This is a genomic window from Proteus appendicitidis (assembly GCF_030271835.1).
Lineage (GTDB): Bacteria > Pseudomonadota > Gammaproteobacteria > Enterobacterales > Enterobacteriaceae > Proteus > Proteus appendicitidis.
Genome location: NZ_CP127389.1, coordinates 440,853 through 461,944, shown reverse-complemented (window position 1 = coordinate 461,944; position 21,092 = coordinate 440,853). Strand labels below are relative to the sequence as shown.

Genomic DNA, 21,092 nt, shown 5'->3' with positions numbered 1-21,092 from the left:
TAACCAGCAATTTCAATCTTAAACAAGCTTACTTCATCTACTGTCGTCTCTCAGACAAAACACCTTCGGTGTTGTCAGGTTAAGCCTCACGGTTCATTAGTACTGGTTAGCTCAACGTATCGCTACGCTTACACACCCAGCCTATCAACGTCTTAGTCTTAAACGTTCCTTTAGGTCACTCTAGGTGACAGGGAAGACTCATCTCGAGGCAAGTTTCCCGCTTAGATGCTTTCAGCGGTTATCTCTTCCGCACTTAGCTACCGGGCAATGCCATTGGCATGACAACCCGAACACCAGTGGTGCGTTCACTCCGGTCCTCTCGTACTAGGAGCAACCCCTCTCAATCTTCCAACGCCCACGGCAGATAGGGACCGAACTGTCTCACGACGTTCTAAACCCAGCTCGCGTACCACTTTAAATGGCGAACAGCCATACCCTTGGGACCTACTTCAGCCCCAGGATGTGATGAGCCGACATCGAGGTGCCAAACACCGCCGTCGATATGAACTCTTGGGCGGTATCAGCCTGTTATCCCCGGAGTACCTTTTATCCGTTGAGCGATGGCCCTTCCATTCAGAACCACCGGATCACTAAGACCTACTTTCGTACCTGCTCGAGCCGTCACTCTCACAGTCAAGCTGGCTTATGCCTTTGCACTAACCGCATGATGTCCGACCATGCTTAGCCAACCTTCGTGCTCCTCCGTTACTCTTTAGGAGGAGACCGCCCCAGTCAAACTACCCACCAGACACGGTCCCCGATCCAGATTATGGACCTAGGTTAGAACATCAAACGTTAAAGGGTGGTATTTCAAGGTTGACTCCATGCAGACTGGCGTCCACACTTCATAGTCTCCCACCTATCCTACACATCAAGGCTCAATGTTCAGTGTCAAGCTATAGTAAAGGTTCACGGGGTCTTTCCGTCTTGCCGCGGGTACACTGCATCTTCACAGCGAGTTCAATTTCACTGAGTCTCGGGTGGAGACAGCCTGGCCATCATTACGCCATTCGTGCAGGTCGGAACTTACCCGACAAGGAATTTCGCTACCTTAGGACCGTTATAGTTACGGCCGCCGTTTACTGGGGCTTCGATCAAGAGCTTCTCCCTAAGGATAACCCCATCAATTAACCTTCCAGCACCGGGCAGGCGTCACACCGTATACGTCCACTTTCGTGTTTGCACAGTGCTGTGTTTTTAATAAACAGTTGCAGCCAGCTGGTATCTTCGACTGGCTTCGGCTCCGTCCGCAAGGGACTTCACTTACCGCCAGCGTGCCTTCTCCCGAAGTTACGGCACCATTTTGCCTAGTTCCTTCACCCGAGTTCTCTCAAGCGCCTGAGTATTCTCTACCTGACCACCTGTGTCGGTTTGGGGTACGATTGTTGGTAACCTGAAGCTTAGAGGCTTTTCCTGGAAGCAGGGCATCAATTGCTTCACCACCTTAGTGGCTCGTCATCACACCTCAGCATTAAGTGACCGGATTTGCCTAATCACTCTGCCTACATGCTTGAACCGGGACGACCGTCGCCCGGACAACCTAGCCTTCTCCGTTCCCCCATCGCAGTTACCACCAGTACGGGAATATTAACCCGTTTCCCATCGACTACGCTTTTCAGCCTCGCCTTAGGGGTCGACTCACCCTGCCCCGATTAACGTTGGACAGGAACCCTTGGTCTTCCGGCGTGCGGGTTTTTCACCCGCATTATCGTTACTTATGTCAGCATTCGCACTTCTGATACCTCCAGCATACCTCACAGTACACCTTCGCAGGCTTACAGAACGCTCCCCTACCCAACAACACATAGTGTCGCTGCCGCAGCTTCGGTGCATGGTTTAGCCCCGTTACATCTTCCGCGCGGGCCGACTCGACCAGTGAGCTATTACGCTTTCTTTAAATGATGGCTGCTTCTAAGCCAACATCCTGGCTGTCTGAGCCTTCCCACTTCGTTTCCCACTTAACCATGACTTTGGGACCTTAGCTGGCGGTCTGGGTTGTTTCCCTCTTCACGACGGACGTTAGCACCCGCCGTGTGTCTCCCGTGATAACATTCTTCGGTATTCGCAGTTTGCATCGAGTTGGTAAGTCGGGATGACCCCCTAGTCGAAACAGTGCTCTACCCCCGAAGATGAATTCACGAGGCGCTACCTAAATAGCTTTCGGGGAGAACCAGCTATCTCCCGGTTTGATTGGCCTTTCACCCCCATCCACAAGTCATCCGCTAATTTTTCAACATTAGTCGGTTCGGTCCTCCAGTTAGTGTTACCCAACCTTCAACCTGCCCATGGATAGATCACCGGGTTTCGGGTCTATACCCTGCAACTCATTCGCCCAGTTAAGACTCGGTTTCCCTACGGCTCCCCTATACGGTTAACCTTGCTACAGAATATAAGTCGCTGACCCATTATACAAAAGGTACGCAGTCACCTCACGAAGAGGCTCCTACTGCTTGTACGTACACGGTTTCAGGTTCTTTTTCACTCCCCTCGCCGGGGTTCTTTTCGCCTTTCCCTCACGGTACTGGTTCACTATCGGTCAATCAGGAGTATTTAGCCTTGGAGGATGGTCCCCCCATATTCAGACAGGATAACACGTGTCCCGCCCTACTCGTCGAGTTCACAATAACAGCATCTTCAGATACGGGGCTATCACCCTTTACTGCCGGACTTTCCAGACCGTTCTCCTGATGCTGCTATTGATTAAGACTCTGGGCTGTTCCCCGTTCGCTCGCCGCTACTAGGGGAATCTCGGTTGATTTCTTTTCCTCGGGGTACTGAGATGTTTCAGTTCTCCCGGTTCGCTTCATTAACCTATGTATTCAGTTAATGATAATATCCATTGGATATTGGGTTTCCCCATTCGGAAATCGTCGGGTATAACGGTTCATATCACCTTACCGACGCTTATCGCAGATTAGCACGTCCTTCATCGCCTCTGATTGCCTAGGCATCCACCGTGTACGCTTATTCGCTTAACCTCACAACCCGAAGGTGTCTTTTTCGATGACTCTCTTGGTGGTGATGGCTGCGCAGATTACATTTCATCGTTGGGCAGTGCTCGCAATGCTCACATACTTTAGTATGTTCCGCTTGCTGTGCGCTGGCCGCCTCGAACTGTAAATTGCTCGCTCATCCCACTTTGATGTCAAAAACACACTCAAAGTTTGAGATTTTGAGAGACTCATCAATATACCTCGGTGATATATTGATTTGTTTTCAATTTTTCAGCTTGTTCCAGATTGTTAAAGAGCATAATAGGTAAAATAACTCACACGAATTATCTTAACTATTCTCTGATTCTCATCAGACTATAGTGTGGTACGCCTTTCACTCATACCGCGCAATTGGCGTCCCCTAGGGGATTCGAACCCCTGTTACCGCCGTGAAAGGGCGGTGTCCTAGGCCTCTAGACGAAGGGGACTTCAGTCAGCTTCGCAGACGCGCTTTTGCTCGTTCTTCATCAGACAATCTGTGTGAGCACTACACATAACACGTATCTCTTAGGTAAGGAGGTGATCCAACCGCAGGTTCCCCTACGGTTACCTTGTTACGACTTCACCCCAGTCATGAATCACAAAGTGGTAAGCGCCCTCCCGAAGGTTAAGCTACCTACTTCTTTTGCAACCCACTCCCATGGTGTGACGGGCGGTGTGTACAAGGCCCGGGAACGTATTCACCGTAGCATTCTGATCTACGATTACTAGCGATTCCGACTTCATGGAGTCGAGTTGCAGACTCCAATCCGGACTACGACAGACTTTATGAGTTCCGCTTGCTCTCGCGAGGTCGCTTCTCTTTGTATCTGCCATTGTAGCACGTGTGTAGCCCTACTCGTAAGGGCCATGATGACTTGACGTCATCCCCACCTTCCTCCGGTTTATCACCGGCAGTCTCCTTTGAGTTCCCGCCATTACGCGCTGGCAACAAAGGATAAGGGTTGCGCTCGTTGCGGGACTTAACCCAACATTTCACAACACGAGCTGACGACAGCCATGCAGCACCTGTCTCAGAGTTCCCGAAGGCACTCCTCTATCTCTAAAGGATTCTCTGGATGTCAAGAGTAGGTAAGGTTCTTCGCGTTGCATCGAATTAAACCACATGCTCCACCGCTTGTGCGGGCCCCCGTCAATTCATTTGAGTTTTAACCTTGCGGCCGTACTCCCCAGGCGGTCGATTTAACGCGTTAGCTCCAGAAGCCACGGTTCAAGACCACAACCTCTAAATCGACATCGTTTACAGCGTGGACTACCAGGGTATCTAATCCTGTTTGCTCCCCACGCTTTCGCACCTGAGCGTCAGTCTTTGTCCAGGGGGCCGCCTTCGCCACCGGTATTCCTCCACATCTCTACGCATTTCACCGCTACACGTGGAATTCTACCCCCCTCTACAAGACTCTAGCCAACCAGTTTCAGATGCAATTCCCAAGTTAAGCTCGGGGCTTTCACATCTGACTTAATTGACCGCCTGCGTGCGCTTTACGCCCAGTAATTCCGATTAACGCTTGCACCCTCCGTATTACCGCGGCTGCTGGCACGGAGTTAGCCGGTGCTTCTTCTGCGGGTAACGTCAATTGATAAAGGTATTAACTTTATCACCTTCCTCCCCGCTGAAAGTACTTTACAACCCTAAGGCCTTCTTCATACACGCGGCATGGCTGCATCAGGCTTGCGCCCATTGTGCAATATTCCCCACTGCTGCCTCCCGTAGGAGTCTGGGCCGTGTCTCAGTCCCAGTGTGGCTGATCATCCTCTCAGACCAGCTAGAGATCGTCGCCTAGGTGAGCCATTACCTCACCTACTAGCTAATCCCATATGGGTTCATCCGATAGCGCAAGGTCCGAAGAGCCCCTGCTTTGGTCCGTAGACGTCATGCGGTATTAGCTACCGTTTCCAGTAGTTATCCCCCTCTATCGGGCAGATCCCCATACATTACTCACCCGTCCGCCGCTCGTCAGCAAGAAAGCAAGCTTTCTTCTGTTACCGCTCGACTTGCATGTGTTAGGCCTGCCGCCAGCGTTCAATCTGAGCCATGATCAAACTCTTCAATTAAAAGTGTTTGATGCTCAAAGAAATCGAAAACTTAGCTATTCATAAATGAATTTACTTTTGTTGTTCACTCTTCAAGACTTGATACATCTAATATTTTAGAAGATATCGTCTCTGCGAGTGCCCACACAGATTGTCTGATAATTTGTTAAAGAGCAGTGCAACCTTCGCTGCCGTTTCCGGTCTTCTGCGTTGTTGCGAGGAGGCGTATATTACGTTATTCCTCTGAAGAGTCAAGAGTTTTTTCAAACTTTTTTCTTTTCTCTTCACCGTCCTGCGTGGCTTGTTGTTTGCTCATCGCCGGTCAGTGGATGCGCATTATAGGGAGATCTCGGATTAGCGCAAGTGTTTTTTTAAAATAATTTTCTGTTCGTTCAAAACTCCAACAAGACGTATAAAAACCCCACAGCAAAGATTAAATATCACTCAATTTTGGCAAAATGTGTCGCAAATTCGCTTACTTTATTCCAATCCGTATATTCAATTTCTTTTGTTGGGTCCGTTTCACCTTTAGTCATCTTCATAATTAACTGGATCATGACTCTATCAATCCATTTATAGCGAGGATAAAAAAGTGCGCCGGCAAAGACACCCGTTAACGTTGGCTTCCATGGAGTCTTATCTAAAAACTTACGCATATAAGCATTCGTCTCAGGTGTATTCTTTTCTGCTTTTCTTGCCGTAAGATTAACGCCAAAGAATGCGGACGGCATACTATTCAATTGTGCAAGATGACGCGTGATAAATTTATCGAGAGCTTTATTAAAGTAACCATAACGAATTGAAGCGCCCACTAAGACTTTATTATAAGCAGACAAATTTAAACTCTGTTGAACAGAGGTTAAATCTCTCACATCACATTCATGACCGTGTTGTCTTAATTCATTCGCGATTTGTGTCATTATCTTTTTAGTTTGCCCATCAGTACTACAATACAACAATAGCGCGCTCATACATTGCTCCTTGTATTAGGTTAATCACGCCAAAACGTTGGGGTAAATAAAACCAATAGTGTGAAAACTTCTAGTCGCCCAAATAACATTGTCACGACTAATATCCATTTTGCAGCTGGATTCATTGTCGTGAAGTTATCGGCGACAATACCTAACCCAGGACCAAGATTATTTAATGTAGTGGCAATAGCAGAAAATGCAGAAAATTCATCAACGCCTGTCGCTATCAACAACATTAAGCTAATAATAAATACCAACGCATAAGCGGAGAAAAATCCCCACACTGCTTCAATAATACGTTCAGGTAATGCTCGGTGGCCAAGTTTGATGGTATAAACGGCATTAGGGTGAACAAGACGTTTTAATTCACGATTCCCTTGTAGGAATAAAAGCAAGATACGAATGACTTTCAATCCCCCACCCGTTGATCCTGCACAACCACCAATAAACGCAGAGCATAATAATAGAAGAGGCAAAAATGCAGGCCATTGTGCAAAGCTATCCGTGGCAAAGCCCGCGGTTGTCGCCATAGAGACAACTTGGAAAAAAGCCTGATTTATGGTTATCCATCCTGAGTCATATACTGAATAAAGCCATAGAATGCCGCTACAAATAATGACTAATCCCAATTGAATTGAGATAAACATACGAAATTCAGGATCACGCCAATAAATATTTAAGCTTCTTCCCGTGAGTACGGCAAAGTGCAAACCAAAGTTACAACCAGAGATCAGAAGGAATACACCAATAATGATGTTAATGGTTGGGCTATTAAAATAACCAATACTGGCATCGTGGGTAGAAAACCCACCAATCGCAATAGTTGAAAAGCTATGAGAAATAGCATCGAACACATCCATACCAGCAATCCATAATGCTAAGGCACAAATGATCGTTAATAAGACGTAAATAAGCCAAAGTGCTTTCGCTGTTTCTGCAATTCGAGGTCGCATTTTATTATCTTTCAATGGACCCGGCATTTCTGCACGATATAACTGCATTCCCCCAACACCTAAAAGTGGAAGAATAGCGACAGCTAATACGATGATCCCCATTCCTCCTAACCATTGGAGCATTTGGCGATAAAACAAAATAGCTTTAGGTAATGAATCTAACCCTACAAGCGTCGTGGCTCCGGTTGTAGTCAGTCCAGAGAAAGATTCAAAAAAGGCATCAGTAATGGAAAGATTGGGTTGTTCAGAAAAGATAAACGGTAATGCCCCTACACTGCCTAGCACCGTCCAAAATAAGACAACTATAAGAAAGCCTTCTTTAGGCTTAAGCTCACTTTTTTTATGTCGATTGGGGATCCACAACATTAACCCAATGATCAAGGCGACAATAAATGTTTGGCTAAATGCACGCCCTGCACCATCTCGATATATTAATGCGACAATACCGGGAATGATCATCGTGACAGAAAATAAGATAACAAGCAGTCCGACAATACGGGTTATTGAACGAAAATGCATTTAGCGATTTCCTTGGTAGCAAAGATTATTCATTTTTATCTAGCGGGATTAATTGCATACTGCCACGACTTATATCGCGTAGTTTAACTTCAACTTCATCACTATGCACGGCAGGTAATGAAAGTACAAAAGTGACTTTATCAGTATATTCACTTGAAAGTACTTGCCCCTGATATTGTTCAACAACTTGTTCAAGTAATGAAACCAGTGAATATTCACACGCTACACTAAAACGCAACTGTGGTACTTTCGTTTTCGTTGGCAAAAGCTTTAATGCTTGTTGAACACCACTGCCATAAGCTCTAACTAACCCACCGGTTCCTAATTTGATCCCACCGAAATACCGTACAACCACTGCGGTGACTTCTCCCATTCCACTCCCTAAAAGAGGAGCAAGAATAGGTTTTCCCGCAGTACCTGTTGGCTCCCCGTCATCAGAAAAACCTAACTGTTGTGAGTCATCAGGTCTTCCTGCAACAAAAGCCCAACAGTGGTGCCGGGCATCAGGGAATTGTTCTTTGATAGACTGGATATACGCTTTTGCTGCATCAATACCTTCAGTGTGAGCAATAAATGTAATAAAACGACTCTTCTTTATTTCTTCACTGAATTCTACGGTTTCAGCGGGGATCAAATACGCTTTCATCAGGCTAAATGTAAGTCTCTGGTCATATTTTCAATTTTGTTATCGTGGATAATAATATTATCTTCAATACGAATACCACCAAATGGTTTGAAATGCTCAATAAGCTTCCAATCGAAATGAGTACTGTTTTTTCCTTCTTTCCATGGCGCTAACAGAGAGTCGATAAAGTAAAATCCAGGTTCAATTGTTAATACCATGCCCGGTTCAACAATACGTGTGCAACGTAAGAATGGATACATTGAAGGAGCCGCTAAATGGGTACCTTTATCATCTTGCATAAATCCAGCGGCATCATGAACTTGTAGACCTAAAGCATGCCCTAAGCCATGAGGTAAAAATGGTGTAGTTAATCCAGCACTTACCATCTCTTCTTCACTCACACCTTTAACAATACCGTATTTATTGAGTAATCCAGCAATACGTTGATGCATTTGAACATGATATTCAGTGTAACGTACTCCAGCCTTCATCGTTGCAATCAGCGCTTGTTGCGCATCATTCATATCTTTAACTAATGAAGTAAATTCATGATTTTCTTTTGCGCTATAAGTACGAGTGATATCTGCCGCGTAGCCATTATACTCTGCACCTGCATCAATAAGGAAACTGCGATACTCATCTGGTGATTCATGATCTAATTTTGTGTAGTGCAAAACAGCAGCGTGTTCATTTAAGGCGACGATATTGCCATAAGGAACATCGGTATCACGATGACCCGTAGCCATTAAATACGCCATATTAATATCAAACTCACTTAATCCAGCTTGGAAAGCTTCATGAGCGGCAATATGCCCGTTGACGGCCATTTTTTGTGCTTCACGCATACAAGCTAATTCATAACCTGTTTTATAGGCACGGTAATAATGATAATAATTAAGAAGAGATTGATTGTTGATATTATCAATACTCACACCTAATGATTCTGCTCGCTGTGTATTTGGACCAATATAAGCAGTATTTTTATTAATATAAGGTGCTAGCTCTTTTTGAATATCATCAACATTTTTAAGATGAATTAGCTCAATTTCATGAGTCCAATAGCTACTTGGTAAAGCTTCAACACTATGCCAATAATCAACTGGAGAATAGAACCATAATTTAGGTTTATTAACGCCATCCGCTAATAACCAACAATGTGGTACATCTGTAACAGGCACCCATGCTTTAAAATGAGCATTCACTTTAAAAGGGTAATCACTGTCATCAAGGAAAACACGGATAGGTTCACCAGAATGAATTAATACAGAATCAAGATGGTGTCTGGATAAAGCATCACGAGTACGATTTTGTAGAGTTTTGATATGTTCTTGGTACAGAGAGAGCAATTTTTCCATTATTAATTACCTTATCTTATTCATTGTTAATGATTCAGCTTAACACGCCAACTCTTTGAGTGGCTAACGCCATAACAAAAATAGATTATTACCGATTTATCTCCCCTCTTTTTATCAAACTGAGCAACAGCATAGAATTCAATAAGTTGAATAATTTCACTGTGATCACCCTTGCAGTTTTTTAATCAAATATTTGCATTTATTTAACATAGTATTCACACTCTTATTATCTGGTCATACCAGTCTATACATTTAGGGAGAATACAAATGCTCTATCAAAGCGAAAATATTCAAGCCGATTGGGTGAAACAAGGTATTGTTGAACTCATTTTTAACGCCAAAGGTTCTATTAATAAATTAGATACCAAAACGGTTGCAATGCTAAGTGAAGCTTTAGCAGTATTAGAAGCAACTCCGGGACTAAAAGGTGTTATCTTGCGTTCCGAAAAACCGGCTTTTATTGTCGGTGCTGATATTACCGAGTTTTTATCCCTTTTTGATGCTCCTGAAGAAGAATTGACTCAGTGGCTACATTTTTCTAATCAGATTTTTAATCGACTTGAAGACCTACCTGTTCCTACCGTTTCCGCTATCAATGGCTACGCACTTGGCGGTGGCTGCGAGTGTGTACTTGCTACTGATTTTCGTATCGCTTCTCCTGATCTGCGTATCGGTTTACCAGAAACAAAACTTGGGATCATGCCAGGCTTTGGAGGCTCAGTACGCCTTCCTCGTTTGATTGGTGTCGATAACGCATTAGAAATTATTACTGCTGGAAAAGATGTTGATGCCCAAACTGCACTTAAAAATGGATTAATCCAAGCAATTGTCCCTCTAGAAAATTTAAAAGAAAGTGCTATTTCGCTAATCGAGCAAGCAATTGAAGGAAAAATTGATTGGAAAGCTGCACGTCATCCAAAAACAGCACCATTAAGACTGACAGAGCTTGAACATAAAATGTCTTTCAGTGTGGCTAAAGGTATGGTGATGAAAGTCGCAGGACCTCACTATCCAGCACCAATCACCGCAGTAAAAACAATTGAAAAATCAGCCTTTCTAAATAGAGATGAAGCACTGGCTCTTGAAACTGAAAGCTTTGTTAAGCTCACACGCACTGATGTTGCAAAAGCCTTAGTCGGTATTTTCCTTAATGATCAGTACGTTAAAAATATCACAAAAAAACGTCATGCCGAATTGCCTAAACAGGCTGCAGTATTAGGTGCTGGGATCATGGGTGGCGGAATTTCCTACCAATCCGCCTTAAAAGGTATTCCTGTCGTAATGAAGGATATTAATCAAAAATCCCTTGAGCTAGGTATGAATGAAGCGTTAAGCCTGCTACAAAAACGCCAAGAAAAAGGTCGAATGAGTGCTGTTGATATGGCAAAAACTCTCGCCTCTATTCAACCAACACTAAATTATGCTTCTGTCAGTGATGCCGATGTTATTGTCGAAGCTGTTGTTGAAAATCCAAAAGTAAAAGCAACTGTACTTGCAGAAACAGAAGCGCTATTGGCTGATAACGCGGTACTTGCATCAAATACTTCTACGATCCCTATTTCCCTACTCGCAAAATCATTAAAGCGTCCTGAGAATTTCTGTGGGATGCACTTCTTTAATCCTGTTCATCGAATGCCGCTGGTTGAAATCATTAAAGGCGAAAAAACCAGTGAAGAGACGATTAACCGTATCGTCAGTTACGCCAGTAAAATGGGAAAAACACCGATTATTGTTAATGATTGTCCCGGCTTCTTTGTAAACCGAGTTCTCTTTCCTTATTTTGCAGGATTTTCTCTATTACTAAGAGATGGCGCGGATTTTATTGCTGTTGATAAAGTGATGGAAAAGATATTTGGCTGGCCTATGGGACCTGCATACCTGCTTGATGTTGTGGGTATTGATACGGCAAATCACGCTCAAGCCGTAATGGCTCAGGGTTTCCCTGACAGAATGGGAACGATTGAGCGAGATGCTATTGCTCTTTTATATGAGCAACAGCGATATGGTCAGAAAAATAATCATGGTTTCTATAATTACGCAGTTGATAAACGGGGTAAAAAACAGAAATCTGTTGATGGTCAAATTCAAACGCTTATTCAGCAAAATGCGGGCAAAACACAAGAGTTTAGCCAAAATGCAATTATCGCTCGGATGATGATCCCAATGATTAATGAAGTTATCCGTTGTTTAGATGAAGGTATTATTGCCTCACCAGCAGAAGCGGATATTGCATTAGTTTATGGTTTAGGCTTCCCTCCTTTCCGAGGTGGTGTATTCCGTTACCTTGATACCATCGGATTAGCGCAATTTGTTGCCGATGCACAGCAATACGCATCATTAGGACCTCTATATCAAATTCCTGAAAGCTTAAAACAGAAAGCGCAACGCAACGAAACCTATTATCCAAAGCCCGCAAAAGTAGATGTTAACATCAGAGAACTCGCTTAAGGAGATATGAAATGGAAAAGGTTGTCATAATTGATGGTATTCGTACTCCAATGGGACGCTCAAAAGGTGGAGCATTTCGCCATGTCAGAGCGGAAAACCTCTCTGCACAATTGATGCAAGCACTACTAACACGCAATCCGAATATTAATCCCAATGATATTGGTGATGTAATTTGGGGCTGTGTACAACAAACTTTAGAGCAAGGTTTTAATATCGCTCGTAATGCGGCGTTATTGGCTGAACTTCCACACAAGGTTCCGGCAGTTACCATTAATCGGTTATGTGGTTCATCAATGCAAGCATTACATGATGGCGCTCGCCAAATTATGCTGGGTGATAGTCAAGTCGCATTAATCGGCGGCGTTGAACATATGGGTCACGTACCAATGACTTATAATGCAGACTTTAATCCATCACTTAATCTTTCTGTTGCTAAAGCTTCATTTTCAATGGGATTAACAGCAGAAATGCTCGCAAAATCATTCCAAATTTCACGCGAGGATCAAGATAAATTTGCTTATCGCTCACATCATTTAGCAGCGATTGCGACACAGCAAGGCTATTTTGATAATGAGATAATACCTATCAATGGTCATGATGCTATAGGCAATTTTATCAATGTAAAAAATGATGAAGTGATTCGTTATAACCCTAGCCTTGAAGAATTAGCACAGCTTAAACCGGTGTTTGATCCAGCGACAGGCTCTGTAACAGCTGGCAATTCATCCGCAGTTTCTGATGGTGCATCCGCTATGTTTATCACCAGTGAACGTTATGCCAAAGAGCATAATTTAACGCCTCGCGCCATTATTCGTTCAATGGCTGTGACTGGATGTGACCCCGCAATTATGGGTTATGGCCCTGTTCCTGCAACAGAAATCGCATTGAAAAAAGCGGGATTAACATTAGGTGATATTGATATTTTTGAGCTAAATGAAGCTTTTGCCGCGCAGTCATTAGCTTGCATGAAGAAAATGAATTTGCTCGATAGTATCGATGACAAGATTAATTTAAATGGCGGAGCGATTGCCTTAGGGCATCCTTTAGGATGTTCAGGCTCTCGAATAACCACTTCATTATTAAATATTATGGAACGTAAAGATGCACAATTTGGCTTAGCCACAATGTGTATTGGATTAGGGCAAGGTATTGCAACGATTATAGAACGTGTTTAATACGATATTCTGTATATCCACGTTCTGATCGTTAGGAACGTATTCTTTTCGATTGCATGGTTAGAAACCATTTTCCCGCCGTCAGGGGCGGGTTTTTTTTATGGTTTTAAAAACAAAAATAATAACAAATAACGGAGTACTGTCGTTTTATCAGATAAATTCAAAAGCATCGCTAAATAGACGGGTTTTATCTGCATTGCGCTCACTGCAAAAACGATCTCTGGCGATTTTAGCCATTTCAAAACGCCCTGCAATGTAAATATCATATTCTGATAAATCACCAAAATCTTCGCTTATTGCCGTTAATACCGTTCCTTTTCGGCCTCGCCAAGTCTCCTCTGGTTGCTCGACCACAGGAACAACCGTTAAAGACGGATGCAATTCTGATAATTCTTGTAATTCATTAAGATCATAGAGGTGAACACTTTCTCTTCCCCCCCAATAGATCGTAATAGATCGCTGTGGGTTTTCAGCTAATGCAGCCAATAAAATTGAGTGGGTATAAGAAAATCCTGTACCGCCAGCAATTAATAATAGAGGACGTTGACTCTCTTTTTTAAACCACGCATTTCCATGAGGAATATCAATGGTAAGCTGCTGCTTTTCTAATATCACATCAAGCACTGCCATCGCATAAAGATTGAGTTCAGACGCACCAATATGAAGTTCAATAAAGTCTTTATTTTCAGGTATAGATGCAATAGAAAAAGGACGTTTATCACGTTCATCCATAACAGCTAAAAGATATTGCCCAGCCTGAAAATCAAATTCGCCATCAGGTAATAGCCTTACCCGATAAACCGTATCTGTCATCGGCTCAACAAGTGAGACTTTACAATTCAATATTGCCATGTTGTTCCTCTGTTATTATTTAAGAATATCGAGCTGTTCCCAAATAGTATCGACTCGTTGCTTAACTTCATCAGACATCACAATAGGTCTACCCCATTCTCTATCTGTCTCACCCGGCCATTTGTTAGTCGCATCAAGACCCATTTTTGATCCTAATCCTGAAACAGGTGAAGCGAAGTCGAGATAATCAATAGGCGTATTTTCCATCAGAATAGTATCCCTTGCAGGATCCATTCTAGTCGTGATTGCCCAAATCACATCTTTCCAATCTCTTGCATTGACATCATCATCGCAAACAATCACAAATTTGGTGTACATAAATTGCCGTAAGTAAGACCAAACTCCCATCATTACGCGTTTAGCATGACCCGCATACTGTTTCTTCATTGTTACAACGGCTAAACGGTAAGAACATCCTTCAGGAGGTAGATAAAAATCTACAATTTCAGGAAACTGTTTTTGTAATATCGGAACAAGCACTTCATTCAACGCAACACCTAATACCGCGGGTTCATCAGGTGGGCGCCCTGTATATGTTGAATGATAAATTGCATCTTTACGACGCGTTAAATGCGTAATGGTAAACACAGGGAAAGAGTCAATCTCATTATAATATCCAGTGTGATCACCATATGGTCCTTCTGGGGCTAATTCGCCCGGTTCTATATAACCTTCAAGGATAATTTCAGCACTTGCAGGTACTTCAAGATCATTTGAAAGACATTTTACAACTTCTGATTTATTACCCCGTAATAAACCAGCGAATGCATATTCAGATAATGTATCTGGTACAGGTGTTACAGCACCTAAAATAGTAGCAGGATCTGCCCCTAATGCCACTGAAACTGGGAATCGTTCACCGGGATGTTTTTGGCACCACTCTTGAAAATCTAACGCGCCACCACGATGCGATAACCAGCGCATAATCACTTTGTTTTTACCCAGCACTTGCTGGCGATAAATACCCAGATTTTGGCGCTCTTTCAATGGGCCACGAGTCACCGTTAATCCCCAAGTAATCAAAGGTGCCGCATCTTCAGGCCAACAATGCATAACAGGGATCTGGGTTAAATCAACATCATCACCTGTTAAAACCACCTCCTGACAAGGGGCTTTACTCAAGCGTTTTGTTGGCATATTTAAAACTTGCTTAAACTTAGGTAATTTATCGAAGAGATCACGAAAACCTTTCGGAGGATCAGGTTCTTTTAGAAACGCTAATAACTTTCCAACTTCGTGTAAGGCTTTAACATCATCTTGCCCCATTCCCATTGCCACACGCTCTGGTGTACCAAATAAGTTACAAAGCACGGGCATATCATACCCTTTAGGATTTTCAAACAGCAGCGCTGGCCCACCGGCACGTAAAGTTCTGTCCGCTATTTCGGTCATTTCAAGGTAGGGATCTATTTCATAGGTGATACGTTTTAATTCACCTTTTTCTTCTAATAATGAAAGGAAATCTCTTAAATCGCGGTATTTCATCATAATCTTACGAGCCAGTGAGTGAAAGAAAAGAGGGCCAATGCCCTCTTTGAGACGCTATAAGCTAAACGCATAACTCACTAAAATGCAATGCTTTTTATTTAGTCGCGTTCACTATACTTATAAACAGCGGAATGGAACCCACTCTGAAAGCAATTTAGTATCAAACTGTTCAGGGAATGTTTTTCCATGTTGGAAGATTTTAAAACCTTCATTTTTAGCGCTGTAATAACGTAATTCTTCACCTTGAATATATAAGTAACTCCCTTCACGGATAGCCACAACAATCTCTTCAGGGTTAATTGCACAAAACTCAGCAATACGCTCATCGCGCGTTTCACCCATATGACCACTGATAGAAGCATCAATGTAATGTGGGTTAATTTGGACAGGGAATAGGCCTAATGAAGGCATAATAACAGAGGAGCGTACTGGCATATCATTAGTGGTACGAATTGTTGGTGTTGCGACATTACAACCTGCACTCCAACCAATATACGGAATATTGCGCTCACGTACTGCGCGTTGAATTGGAACTACCAATCCTTTCTCATGCAGCATTTGGTTTAATAGCCAAGTATTACCACCACTGACTAAAATACATTCTGCATTATTGATTGCGTCTACTTCTGAATCAAAATGTTCAATACAAGTAACTTCAATACCTAACACTTCTGATAAATCACGAGCGCGTTGGTCATGATCGGAACGAATAACGGCATAAGCAATTAATACAGCGGAACGAATACCGCGTTTTTTAATCATGCTATCGATATTATCTTTTGCATAACTTAACCAACGTGGATCCCCGGCAATTTTTCCGTTACTTAATAAAAAAACTTCCATTACAGAACCTCTTTATAATTATGAACAAAATTCTAAGATAATTATCTTGAGAGCTTTTTCTTATTTTTACCATCACTTTTTTATTAACTTGTTACCTCTATCCGAGATCCAAGTGAAAGTAACAAAAACAAGCGCTTTTATTGCTTATAAACACAGCTTTTCTGTACTTTTTTCAGTATAAAACCACGTTACTCTATTTTTTATTTCATCCCCCGATAGATAACTGTTACCTTAATGATAAATTTGCTATTATCACTTAAATTAAATTTAACTAACCTATTGTCTCTATTATGAAAAACTGGCATTTGCTGTATTGTAAACGAGGGCAAATTCCTCGTGCTATCGAACACTTAGAACGTCAGCAAGTGGGCTGTTTTACACCTATGGTAACCATAGAAAAAGTATTAAGAGGAAAGCGCACTACCGTAACAGAACCGCTTTTCCCTAATTATCTTTTTATAGAATTTGATCCTGAAGTGATCCACACCACGACGATTAACTCAACGCGTGGAGTAAACTCGTTTGTTCGCTTTGGGCAATATCCTGTCACTGTTCCTCAAGATGTGATTGATACACTGCAAATACCTCAGCTTTCTTCTCTCACTTATAGTGAAGAAAATGTACCTCACAGTGGCGATAGCGTATTAATAACAGAAGGGATTTTTCAAGGGATCAAAGCCATATATCAAGAGCCTGATGGTGAAGCCCGTTCGATTTTGCTTTTAAATATATTAAATAGTGAAGTAAAAAAATCCGTGGGAAATAAAGAGTTTAAAAAAGAATCGCTCTAGAAAAAGTTAACCCAGCAATCGCTGGGCTAATATCATATGATTTTAGAAAATCGGTTCTAAAATTATTTTTGCTGTTCTGCTTCAGCTTCAGCCTCTGCTTCCTCAGCTCCTTCTTCATCTGTTCTTCTTCCCTTGCCTACATAAAAGCGCGATACCATAACACCAATTTCAAACAGTAAGTACATAGGTATTGCGAGTAAGGTTTGAGAGAAAACATCTGGTGGTGTCAAAATCATACCAACGACAAAGGCACCGACAAGAATATAAGGACGTTTTTTCTTTAATGCTTCCGGTGTCGTTACACCACTCCAACACAGTAAAATAATCGCAATCGGTACTTCAAAAGCTGCACCAAACGCCATAAATAACGTCATTACGAAACTTAGATATTTACTGATATCTGGAATAAAGTTAACCCCTTCAGGGGTTGTATTAACAAAGAAGCCAAACGCGAGAGGGAACACAACAAAATAAGCAAACGCCATACCGAGGTAGAATAATACCGTACTTGAAACAAGTAATGGCAGCATTAAGCGGCGTTCGTGTTTATACAATGCTGGTGCGATAAAAGCCCATACCTGATAAAGAATAATAGGTACAGAAGCAAAAATGGATACCATTATTGTCAATTTAATCGGAGTCAAAAAAGTAGAGGCAACATCTGTCGCACTCATATTTGACCCTTTTGGCAACTTATCGAGTAATGGAGCCGAGACTAATTGATAGATATCATTAGAAAAATAAACCAGCGCTAAAAAAACCACTAGAACTGAGATTAAGCTATACATCAAACGCTTACGAAGTTCTATTAAATGGCTGATCAGCGGTTGGGTATCATTTACTGCCATGTTTTAATGCTCACCATTGACCTGATCAGTTGTTTTTTTCTCTATTGTTACTGGCTGAGTAACAGGAACTTCTGTCTTTGTAACACTTTCTGCCACAGGTTTATGGCGATTAGCATCATCATTAACTTCATCAGCTTCAGCAAGTTCAGCTAAATCAGAAGGTGAAGGTTCCGTAGAGTCGGTTTTTACAGACTGCTCTTTCGTGGAGTCTGGCGTTGCAGGAGCTTGATAAGTTTGTTTTAAAGACTGTGCAGCCTCTTTTAACTCATCCATAGACGCTTTCAGCTCTGGCGACAACGTTTGTAAATTCGCTTTCTCTTCAACTTTTTTCAAGCTCTCTTGGAGTTCTTGAAGTTTTAGTTCTTGAGCCAGTTCATTTTGCACATTCGCAGCCAAAGAGCGTAGCGCCCTTACCCAGCCAGCAATTGTTTTTACTGCTACGGGCAAACGTTCTGGCCCCAGAAAAACAAGACCAATCACCATGACCAATAGCAGCTGACTAAAACCAATGTCAAACACGGTTTACACCTGCTCTTTGTTTTTGCTCTCAGTTGTAGACTTCTCTTCTGTTGAAGTCTTCTGCGCTAAATTTTTAGTATCAAAATCTGCGTCATTATTTGTTTTTTCAGCGTTGCTGGTGTCTTTATCTGCAGTTTCGTCACCAATCGCTTTTTTAAAGCCTTTTACTGATGCGCCTAAATCTGAGCCTAATGTGCGCAGTTTATTTGTACCAAATAATAAGACAACGATGACAGCGATGATGAGTAATTGCCAAATGCTAATACCGCCCATTTTATGTTCCTCAACTATTTTCGGGGTTATACTTAATAACAGTGCCCATTATATACAACGAATTCAATTTTCGGGAATCTCGAATTCATCTTTTAATTTGCTCAAAGACAAACTTTGATGCGTTTTTATTGTGCATTACCAGATCTAAACCAACCCAAAATCCATGCAAGAAGACCTAAACTGATAAAAACACTGAATAATGTTTTAAAACCAGAAACAAAAAACAGGCTACCGCATAAAAACAGTGTTGTACCTATACCCAATAAAAATAGAGACTGTCTCTGTTTGACTCTTTGCGAACTTATTTGTTCCGTCAATTTGTCTAGCGTTAACTTCATATTTTTATGTTGCTTCAGACTATCATAAACCAGCTCTGGTATCTCTGGCATTTTTTCAATCCAGTAAGGCGCTTTGCTCTTTATGCCATTCACTAATGCCGTGATACCAATTTGACTATGTAGCCAATCTTCTAAGAAAGGTTTTGCCGTTTTCCATAAATCCAATTGTGGATATAATTGACGCCCAAGCCCTTCAACATAAAGCAATGTTTTTTGAAGTAAAACTAACTGTGGTTGTACTTCCATATTGAAACGACGTGCTGTATTGAAAAGATTAAGTAACACATGTCCAAATGAGATCTCAGAAAGTGGTTTTTCAAAAATCGGTTCACACACAGTACGGATCGCAAATTCAAAATCTTCCACATTGGTATCTGCTGGCACCCAGCCTGAATCAACATGTAATTCTGCAACTTTCCGATAATCGCGGTTAAAGAAAGCTAAGAAGTTTTCAGCTAAATAGCGTTTATCTTCTTTATTTAATGAGCCAACGATACCGCAATCAATACCAATATAATATGGGTTCTCAGGGTGATCATAGCTAATGAACACATTACCAGGATGCATATCAGCATGGAAAAAACTGTCTCTAAACACCTGAGTGAAAAAGACTTTTACGCCACGCTCTGCAAGAAGCTTCATATTCGTTTTTTGTGCATTCAACGCTTCAATATCAGAAACGGGAATACCATAAATACGCTCCATTACCATCACGTTTTCATGGCAATAATCTGAATACACTTCAGGAATATACAACATAGAGCTATTTTCAAAATTACGACGTAGCTGAATAGCATTCGCGGCTTCACGCAGTAAATTTAGCTCATCAAGTAATGTCTTTTCGTATTCGCGGATCACTTCTTTTGGTCGTAAACGACGACCATCAGGTAAAAACGGTAATAAATTTGCCAAGCGATACATCAAACGGATATCTGCTTTTATCACCGGTTGAATATCGGGACGAATAACCTTTAGTACCACTTCTTTGCCGTTTTCTTTTAATTTTGCAGTGTGAACCTGCGCAATAGAAGCGGAAGCGAGTGGCGTTTCATCAAAATCATCAAACCATTGGTCGATAGGGCAACCAAATGAATTTTCAATATATTGTCGTGCTTTCTTACCATCAAAAGGAGCAACTTTGTCTTGCAATAAAGCAAGCTGATCAGCGATTTGAGGAGGGAAAAGATCACGTCGAGTTGATAACATTTGACCTAATTTAATCCAAACAGGGCCTAATGTTTGCAATGCGAGTCGTAAGCGTTCACCTAATGGTTTTTCTGGATGTTTATTTTTGATCCAAAATAGTGTTCGGCATCCTAATCTTACAGGTAAGGTAATTCGGTGTTTAGGAATTAACTCATCAAGCCCATAAGATAAAAATACCTGAATAATATGATAGAGGCGCTTTAACTCACTCAGGAGCATTATTTTTTCTCCAATGTGCCTAACCGTTTTTCCAGCTCGGCGGTTTGCTGTGCAAGTTCTTCTATTTCATCATAAAAATGGACTGTTTCTAATGCACTAGGTGCGGTTTTCCACTCTTCAATTAATGCGTCACGTAAATAACCTTTTTGGTGACTTAAGAGTGAAGAAAATAACTGAACGCCCTTTCCTGCAACAACAGTCAGACTTTGCGCCGCAATGTCACCAATATAAGGTGCTAAATATTGCGCGGGGTCCCACTGCGCCATATCTAATAATGCAGACCAATTTTGCACAACCTGCATATCGCCATCAATAGTGATATCGCCACGGTTGATTAGTTCTGACATTTTTTGACGGTCACGAAGCTTAATCAGAGTTAATAGTTTTGTTTTTATCAAACAATCAGTTTCATCATCCCACTGACTTAATACATCAACTTGTTGTTCGCTAAAGACTAAGTAGATGGAACGAGGAAACTCATTGATAGAAAGCGCCAACACTTTGCCCGCAAGGCGATTGCGGGCAGGTTTAAGCACATTTTCCTGATATAAAACGTGATTAAGTGCTGTCTCCATAGATGCTGTTAACAGCGGATACAGTACTTGAGAAGCAATATCATGAGAAAAAGTGGCTTTTTCCATC

Annotated in this window: 15 protein-coding genes, 1 tRNA gene and 2 rRNA genes; 3 read left to right on the top strand and 15 right to left on the bottom strand. The window is 42.0% G+C overall.

Features of this window, described 5'->3' with window-relative positions; genetic code table 11:
• Positions 1-75: 75 nt before the first annotated feature.
• The 7 genes from QQS39_RS02260 to pepQ all read right to left on the bottom strand — a co-directional run bounded on the left by QQS39_RS02260 (position 76) and on the right by pepQ (position 9,450).
• A 23S ribosomal RNA gene (locus tag QQS39_RS02260) occupies positions 76-2,978 on the bottom strand.
• 367 nt (positions 2,979-3,345) lie between these two features.
• Positions 3,346-3,421: transfer RNA gene (locus QQS39_RS02255), tRNA-Glu, on the bottom strand.
• An 84-nt stretch (positions 3,422-3,505) separates the two neighbouring features.
• Positions 3,506-5,048, bottom strand: a 16S ribosomal RNA gene (locus QQS39_RS02250).
• Together the 16S and 23S rRNA genes with 1 tRNA gene alongside form the textbook arrangement of a ribosomal RNA operon.
• 419 nt (positions 5,049-5,467) lie before the next feature.
• The gene (gene hemG / locus QQS39_RS02245; RefSeq protein ID WP_100158035.1) at positions 5,468-5,998 is read right to left on the bottom strand and encodes a menaquinone-dependent protoporphyrinogen IX dehydrogenase; all 531 of its coding nucleotides are present in this window, start codon (positions 5,996-5,998) and stop codon (positions 5,468-5,470) included.
• 20 nt (positions 5,999-6,018) lie between these two features.
• Positions 6,019-7,470 (bottom strand): Trk system potassium transporter TrkH, encoded by a 1,452-nt coding sequence (gene trkH, locus QQS39_RS02240; RefSeq protein WP_151434106.1) that lies wholly within the window; start codon positions 7,468-7,470, stop codon positions 6,019-6,021.
• 25 nt (positions 7,471-7,495) lie between these two features.
• Positions 7,496-8,116, bottom strand: coding sequence for an IMPACT family protein (locus tag QQS39_RS02235; protein ID WP_151434105.1), 621 nt, complete (start codon positions 8,114-8,116; stop codon positions 7,496-7,498).
• Complete coding sequence (gene pepQ, locus QQS39_RS02230) at positions 8,116-9,450, bottom strand: Xaa-Pro dipeptidase (protein WP_285805305.1); 1,335 nt, start codon at positions 9,448-9,450, stop codon at positions 8,116-8,118. The genes QQS39_RS02235 and pepQ overlap by 1 nt, the downstream gene beginning before the upstream one ends.
• 267 nt (positions 9,451-9,717) lie before the next feature.
• Between pepQ and fadB the strand changes: the two genes are divergently transcribed.
• Together fadB and fadA are read left to right on the top strand one after the other, a co-directional pair.
• Positions 9,718-11,898 (top strand): fatty acid oxidation complex subunit alpha FadB, encoded by a 2,181-nt coding sequence (gene fadB / locus QQS39_RS02225; protein ID WP_151434103.1) that lies wholly within the window; start codon positions 9,718-9,720, stop codon positions 11,896-11,898.
• An 11-nt stretch (positions 11,899-11,909) separates the two neighbouring features.
• On the top strand, positions 11,910-13,073 hold the full coding sequence (fadA, locus tag QQS39_RS02220; RefSeq protein ID WP_151434102.1) for an acetyl-CoA C-acyltransferase FadA: 1,164 nt from the start codon (positions 11,910-11,912) through the stop codon (positions 13,071-13,073).
• Between the two features lie 150 nt (positions 13,074-13,223).
• Here the strand turns inward: fadA and fre are convergent, their stop codons facing one another.
• From fre to pepE, 3 genes are all read right to left on the bottom strand, one after another.
• Complete coding sequence (gene fre, locus QQS39_RS02215) at positions 13,224-13,925, bottom strand: NAD(P)H-flavin reductase (protein WP_196571052.1); 702 nt, start codon at positions 13,923-13,925, stop codon at positions 13,224-13,226.
• A 15-nt stretch (positions 13,926-13,940) separates the two neighbouring features.
• Positions 13,941-15,410, bottom strand: a complete 1,470-nt coding sequence (gene ubiD / locus QQS39_RS02210) for a 4-hydroxy-3-polyprenylbenzoate decarboxylase (RefSeq protein ID WP_151436708.1) — start codon at positions 15,408-15,410, stop codon at positions 13,941-13,943.
• 120 nt (positions 15,411-15,530) lie between these two features.
• Positions 15,531-16,256, bottom strand: a complete 726-nt coding sequence (gene pepE, locus QQS39_RS02205; protein ID WP_100158028.1) for a dipeptidase PepE — start codon at positions 16,254-16,256, stop codon at positions 15,531-15,533.
• 290 nt (positions 16,257-16,546) lie between these two features.
• Between pepE and rfaH the strand changes: the two genes are divergently transcribed.
• Positions 16,547-17,047, top strand: a complete 501-nt coding sequence (rfaH, locus tag QQS39_RS02200; protein WP_023583494.1) for a transcription/translation regulatory transformer protein RfaH — start codon at positions 16,547-16,549, stop codon at positions 17,045-17,047.
• 62 nt (positions 17,048-17,109) lie between these two features.
• Here the strand turns inward: rfaH and tatC are convergent, their stop codons facing one another.
• The 5 genes from tatC to QQS39_RS02175 form a co-directional block, all read right to left on the bottom strand.
• Positions 17,110-17,895, bottom strand: a complete 786-nt coding sequence (tatC, locus tag QQS39_RS02195; protein WP_151434100.1) for a Sec-independent protein translocase subunit TatC — start codon at positions 17,893-17,895, stop codon at positions 17,110-17,112.
• A 3-nt stretch (positions 17,896-17,898) separates the two neighbouring features.
• The gene (gene tatB / locus QQS39_RS02190; RefSeq protein ID WP_151434099.1) at positions 17,899-18,414 is read right to left on the bottom strand and encodes a Sec-independent protein translocase protein TatB; all 516 of its coding nucleotides are present in this window, start codon (positions 18,412-18,414) and stop codon (positions 17,899-17,901) included.
• Between the two features lie 3 nt (positions 18,415-18,417).
• Positions 18,418-18,687 carry a Sec-independent protein translocase subunit TatA gene (gene tatA / locus QQS39_RS02185; RefSeq protein WP_151434098.1) on the bottom strand — a complete coding sequence of 90 codons (270 nt, stop codon included), beginning with the start codon at positions 18,685-18,687 and terminating at the stop codon, positions 18,418-18,420.
• Positions 18,688-18,812: 125 nt separating this feature from the next.
• On the bottom strand, positions 18,813-20,450 hold the full coding sequence (gene ubiB, locus QQS39_RS02180) for a ubiquinone biosynthesis regulatory protein kinase UbiB (protein ID WP_151434097.1): 1,638 nt from the start codon (positions 20,448-20,450) through the stop codon (positions 18,813-18,815).
• The gene (locus QQS39_RS02175; RefSeq protein WP_285805304.1) at positions 20,450-21,091 is read right to left on the bottom strand and encodes a ubiquinone biosynthesis accessory factor UbiJ; all 642 of its coding nucleotides are present in this window, start codon (positions 21,089-21,091) and stop codon (positions 20,450-20,452) included. The genes ubiB and QQS39_RS02175 overlap by 1 nt, the downstream gene beginning before the upstream one ends.
• Position 21,092: the final 1 nt, after the last annotated feature.

What these genes read in the sequence shown, in the direction of transcription:
- hemG (WP_100158035.1), bottom strand. Translation starts at nt 5,998, where the DNA reads ATGAGCGCGCTATTGTTGTATTGTAGTACTGATGGGCAAACTAAAAAG.
- trkH (WP_151434106.1), bottom strand. Translation starts at nt 7,470, where the DNA reads ATGCATTTTCGTTCAATAACCCGTATTGTCGGACTGCTTGTTATCTTA.
- QQS39_RS02235 (WP_151434105.1), bottom strand. Translation starts at nt 8,116, where the DNA reads ATGAAAGCGTATTTGATCCCCGCTGAAACCGTAGAATTCAGTGAAGAA.
- pepQ (WP_285805305.1), bottom strand. Translation starts at nt 9,450, where the DNA reads ATGGAAAAATTGCTCTCTCTGTACCAAGAACATATCAAAACTCTACAA.
- fadB (WP_151434103.1), top strand. Translation starts at nt 9,718, where the DNA reads ATGCTCTATCAAAGCGAAAATATTCAAGCCGATTGGGTGAAACAAGGT.
- fadA (WP_151434102.1), top strand. Translation starts at nt 11,910, where the DNA reads ATGGAAAAGGTTGTCATAATTGATGGTATTCGTACTCCAATGGGACGC.
- fre (WP_196571052.1), bottom strand. Translation starts at nt 13,925, where the DNA reads ATGGCAATATTGAATTGTAAAGTCTCACTTGTTGAGCCGATGACAGAT.
- ubiD (WP_151436708.1), bottom strand. Translation starts at nt 15,410, where the DNA reads ATGAAATACCGCGATTTAAGAGATTTCCTTTCATTATTAGAAGAAAAA.
- pepE (WP_100158028.1), bottom strand. Translation starts at nt 16,256, where the DNA reads ATGGAAGTTTTTTTATTAAGTAACGGAAAAATTGCCGGGGATCCACGT.
- rfaH (WP_023583494.1), top strand. Translation starts at nt 16,547, where the DNA reads ATGAAAAACTGGCATTTGCTGTATTGTAAACGAGGGCAAATTCCTCGT.
- tatC (WP_151434100.1), bottom strand. Translation starts at nt 17,895, where the DNA reads ATGGCAGTAAATGATACCCAACCGCTGATCAGCCATTTAATAGAACTT.
- tatA (WP_151434098.1), bottom strand. Translation starts at nt 18,687, where the DNA reads ATGGGCGGTATTAGCATTTGGCAATTACTCATCATCGCTGTCATCGTT.
- ubiB (WP_151434097.1), bottom strand. Translation starts at nt 20,450, where the DNA reads ATGCTCCTGAGTGAGTTAAAGCGCCTCTATCATATTATTCAGGTATTT.
- QQS39_RS02175 (WP_285805304.1), bottom strand. Translation starts at nt 21,091, where the DNA reads ATGGAAAAAGCCACTTTTTCTCATGATATTGCTTCTCAAGTACTGTAT.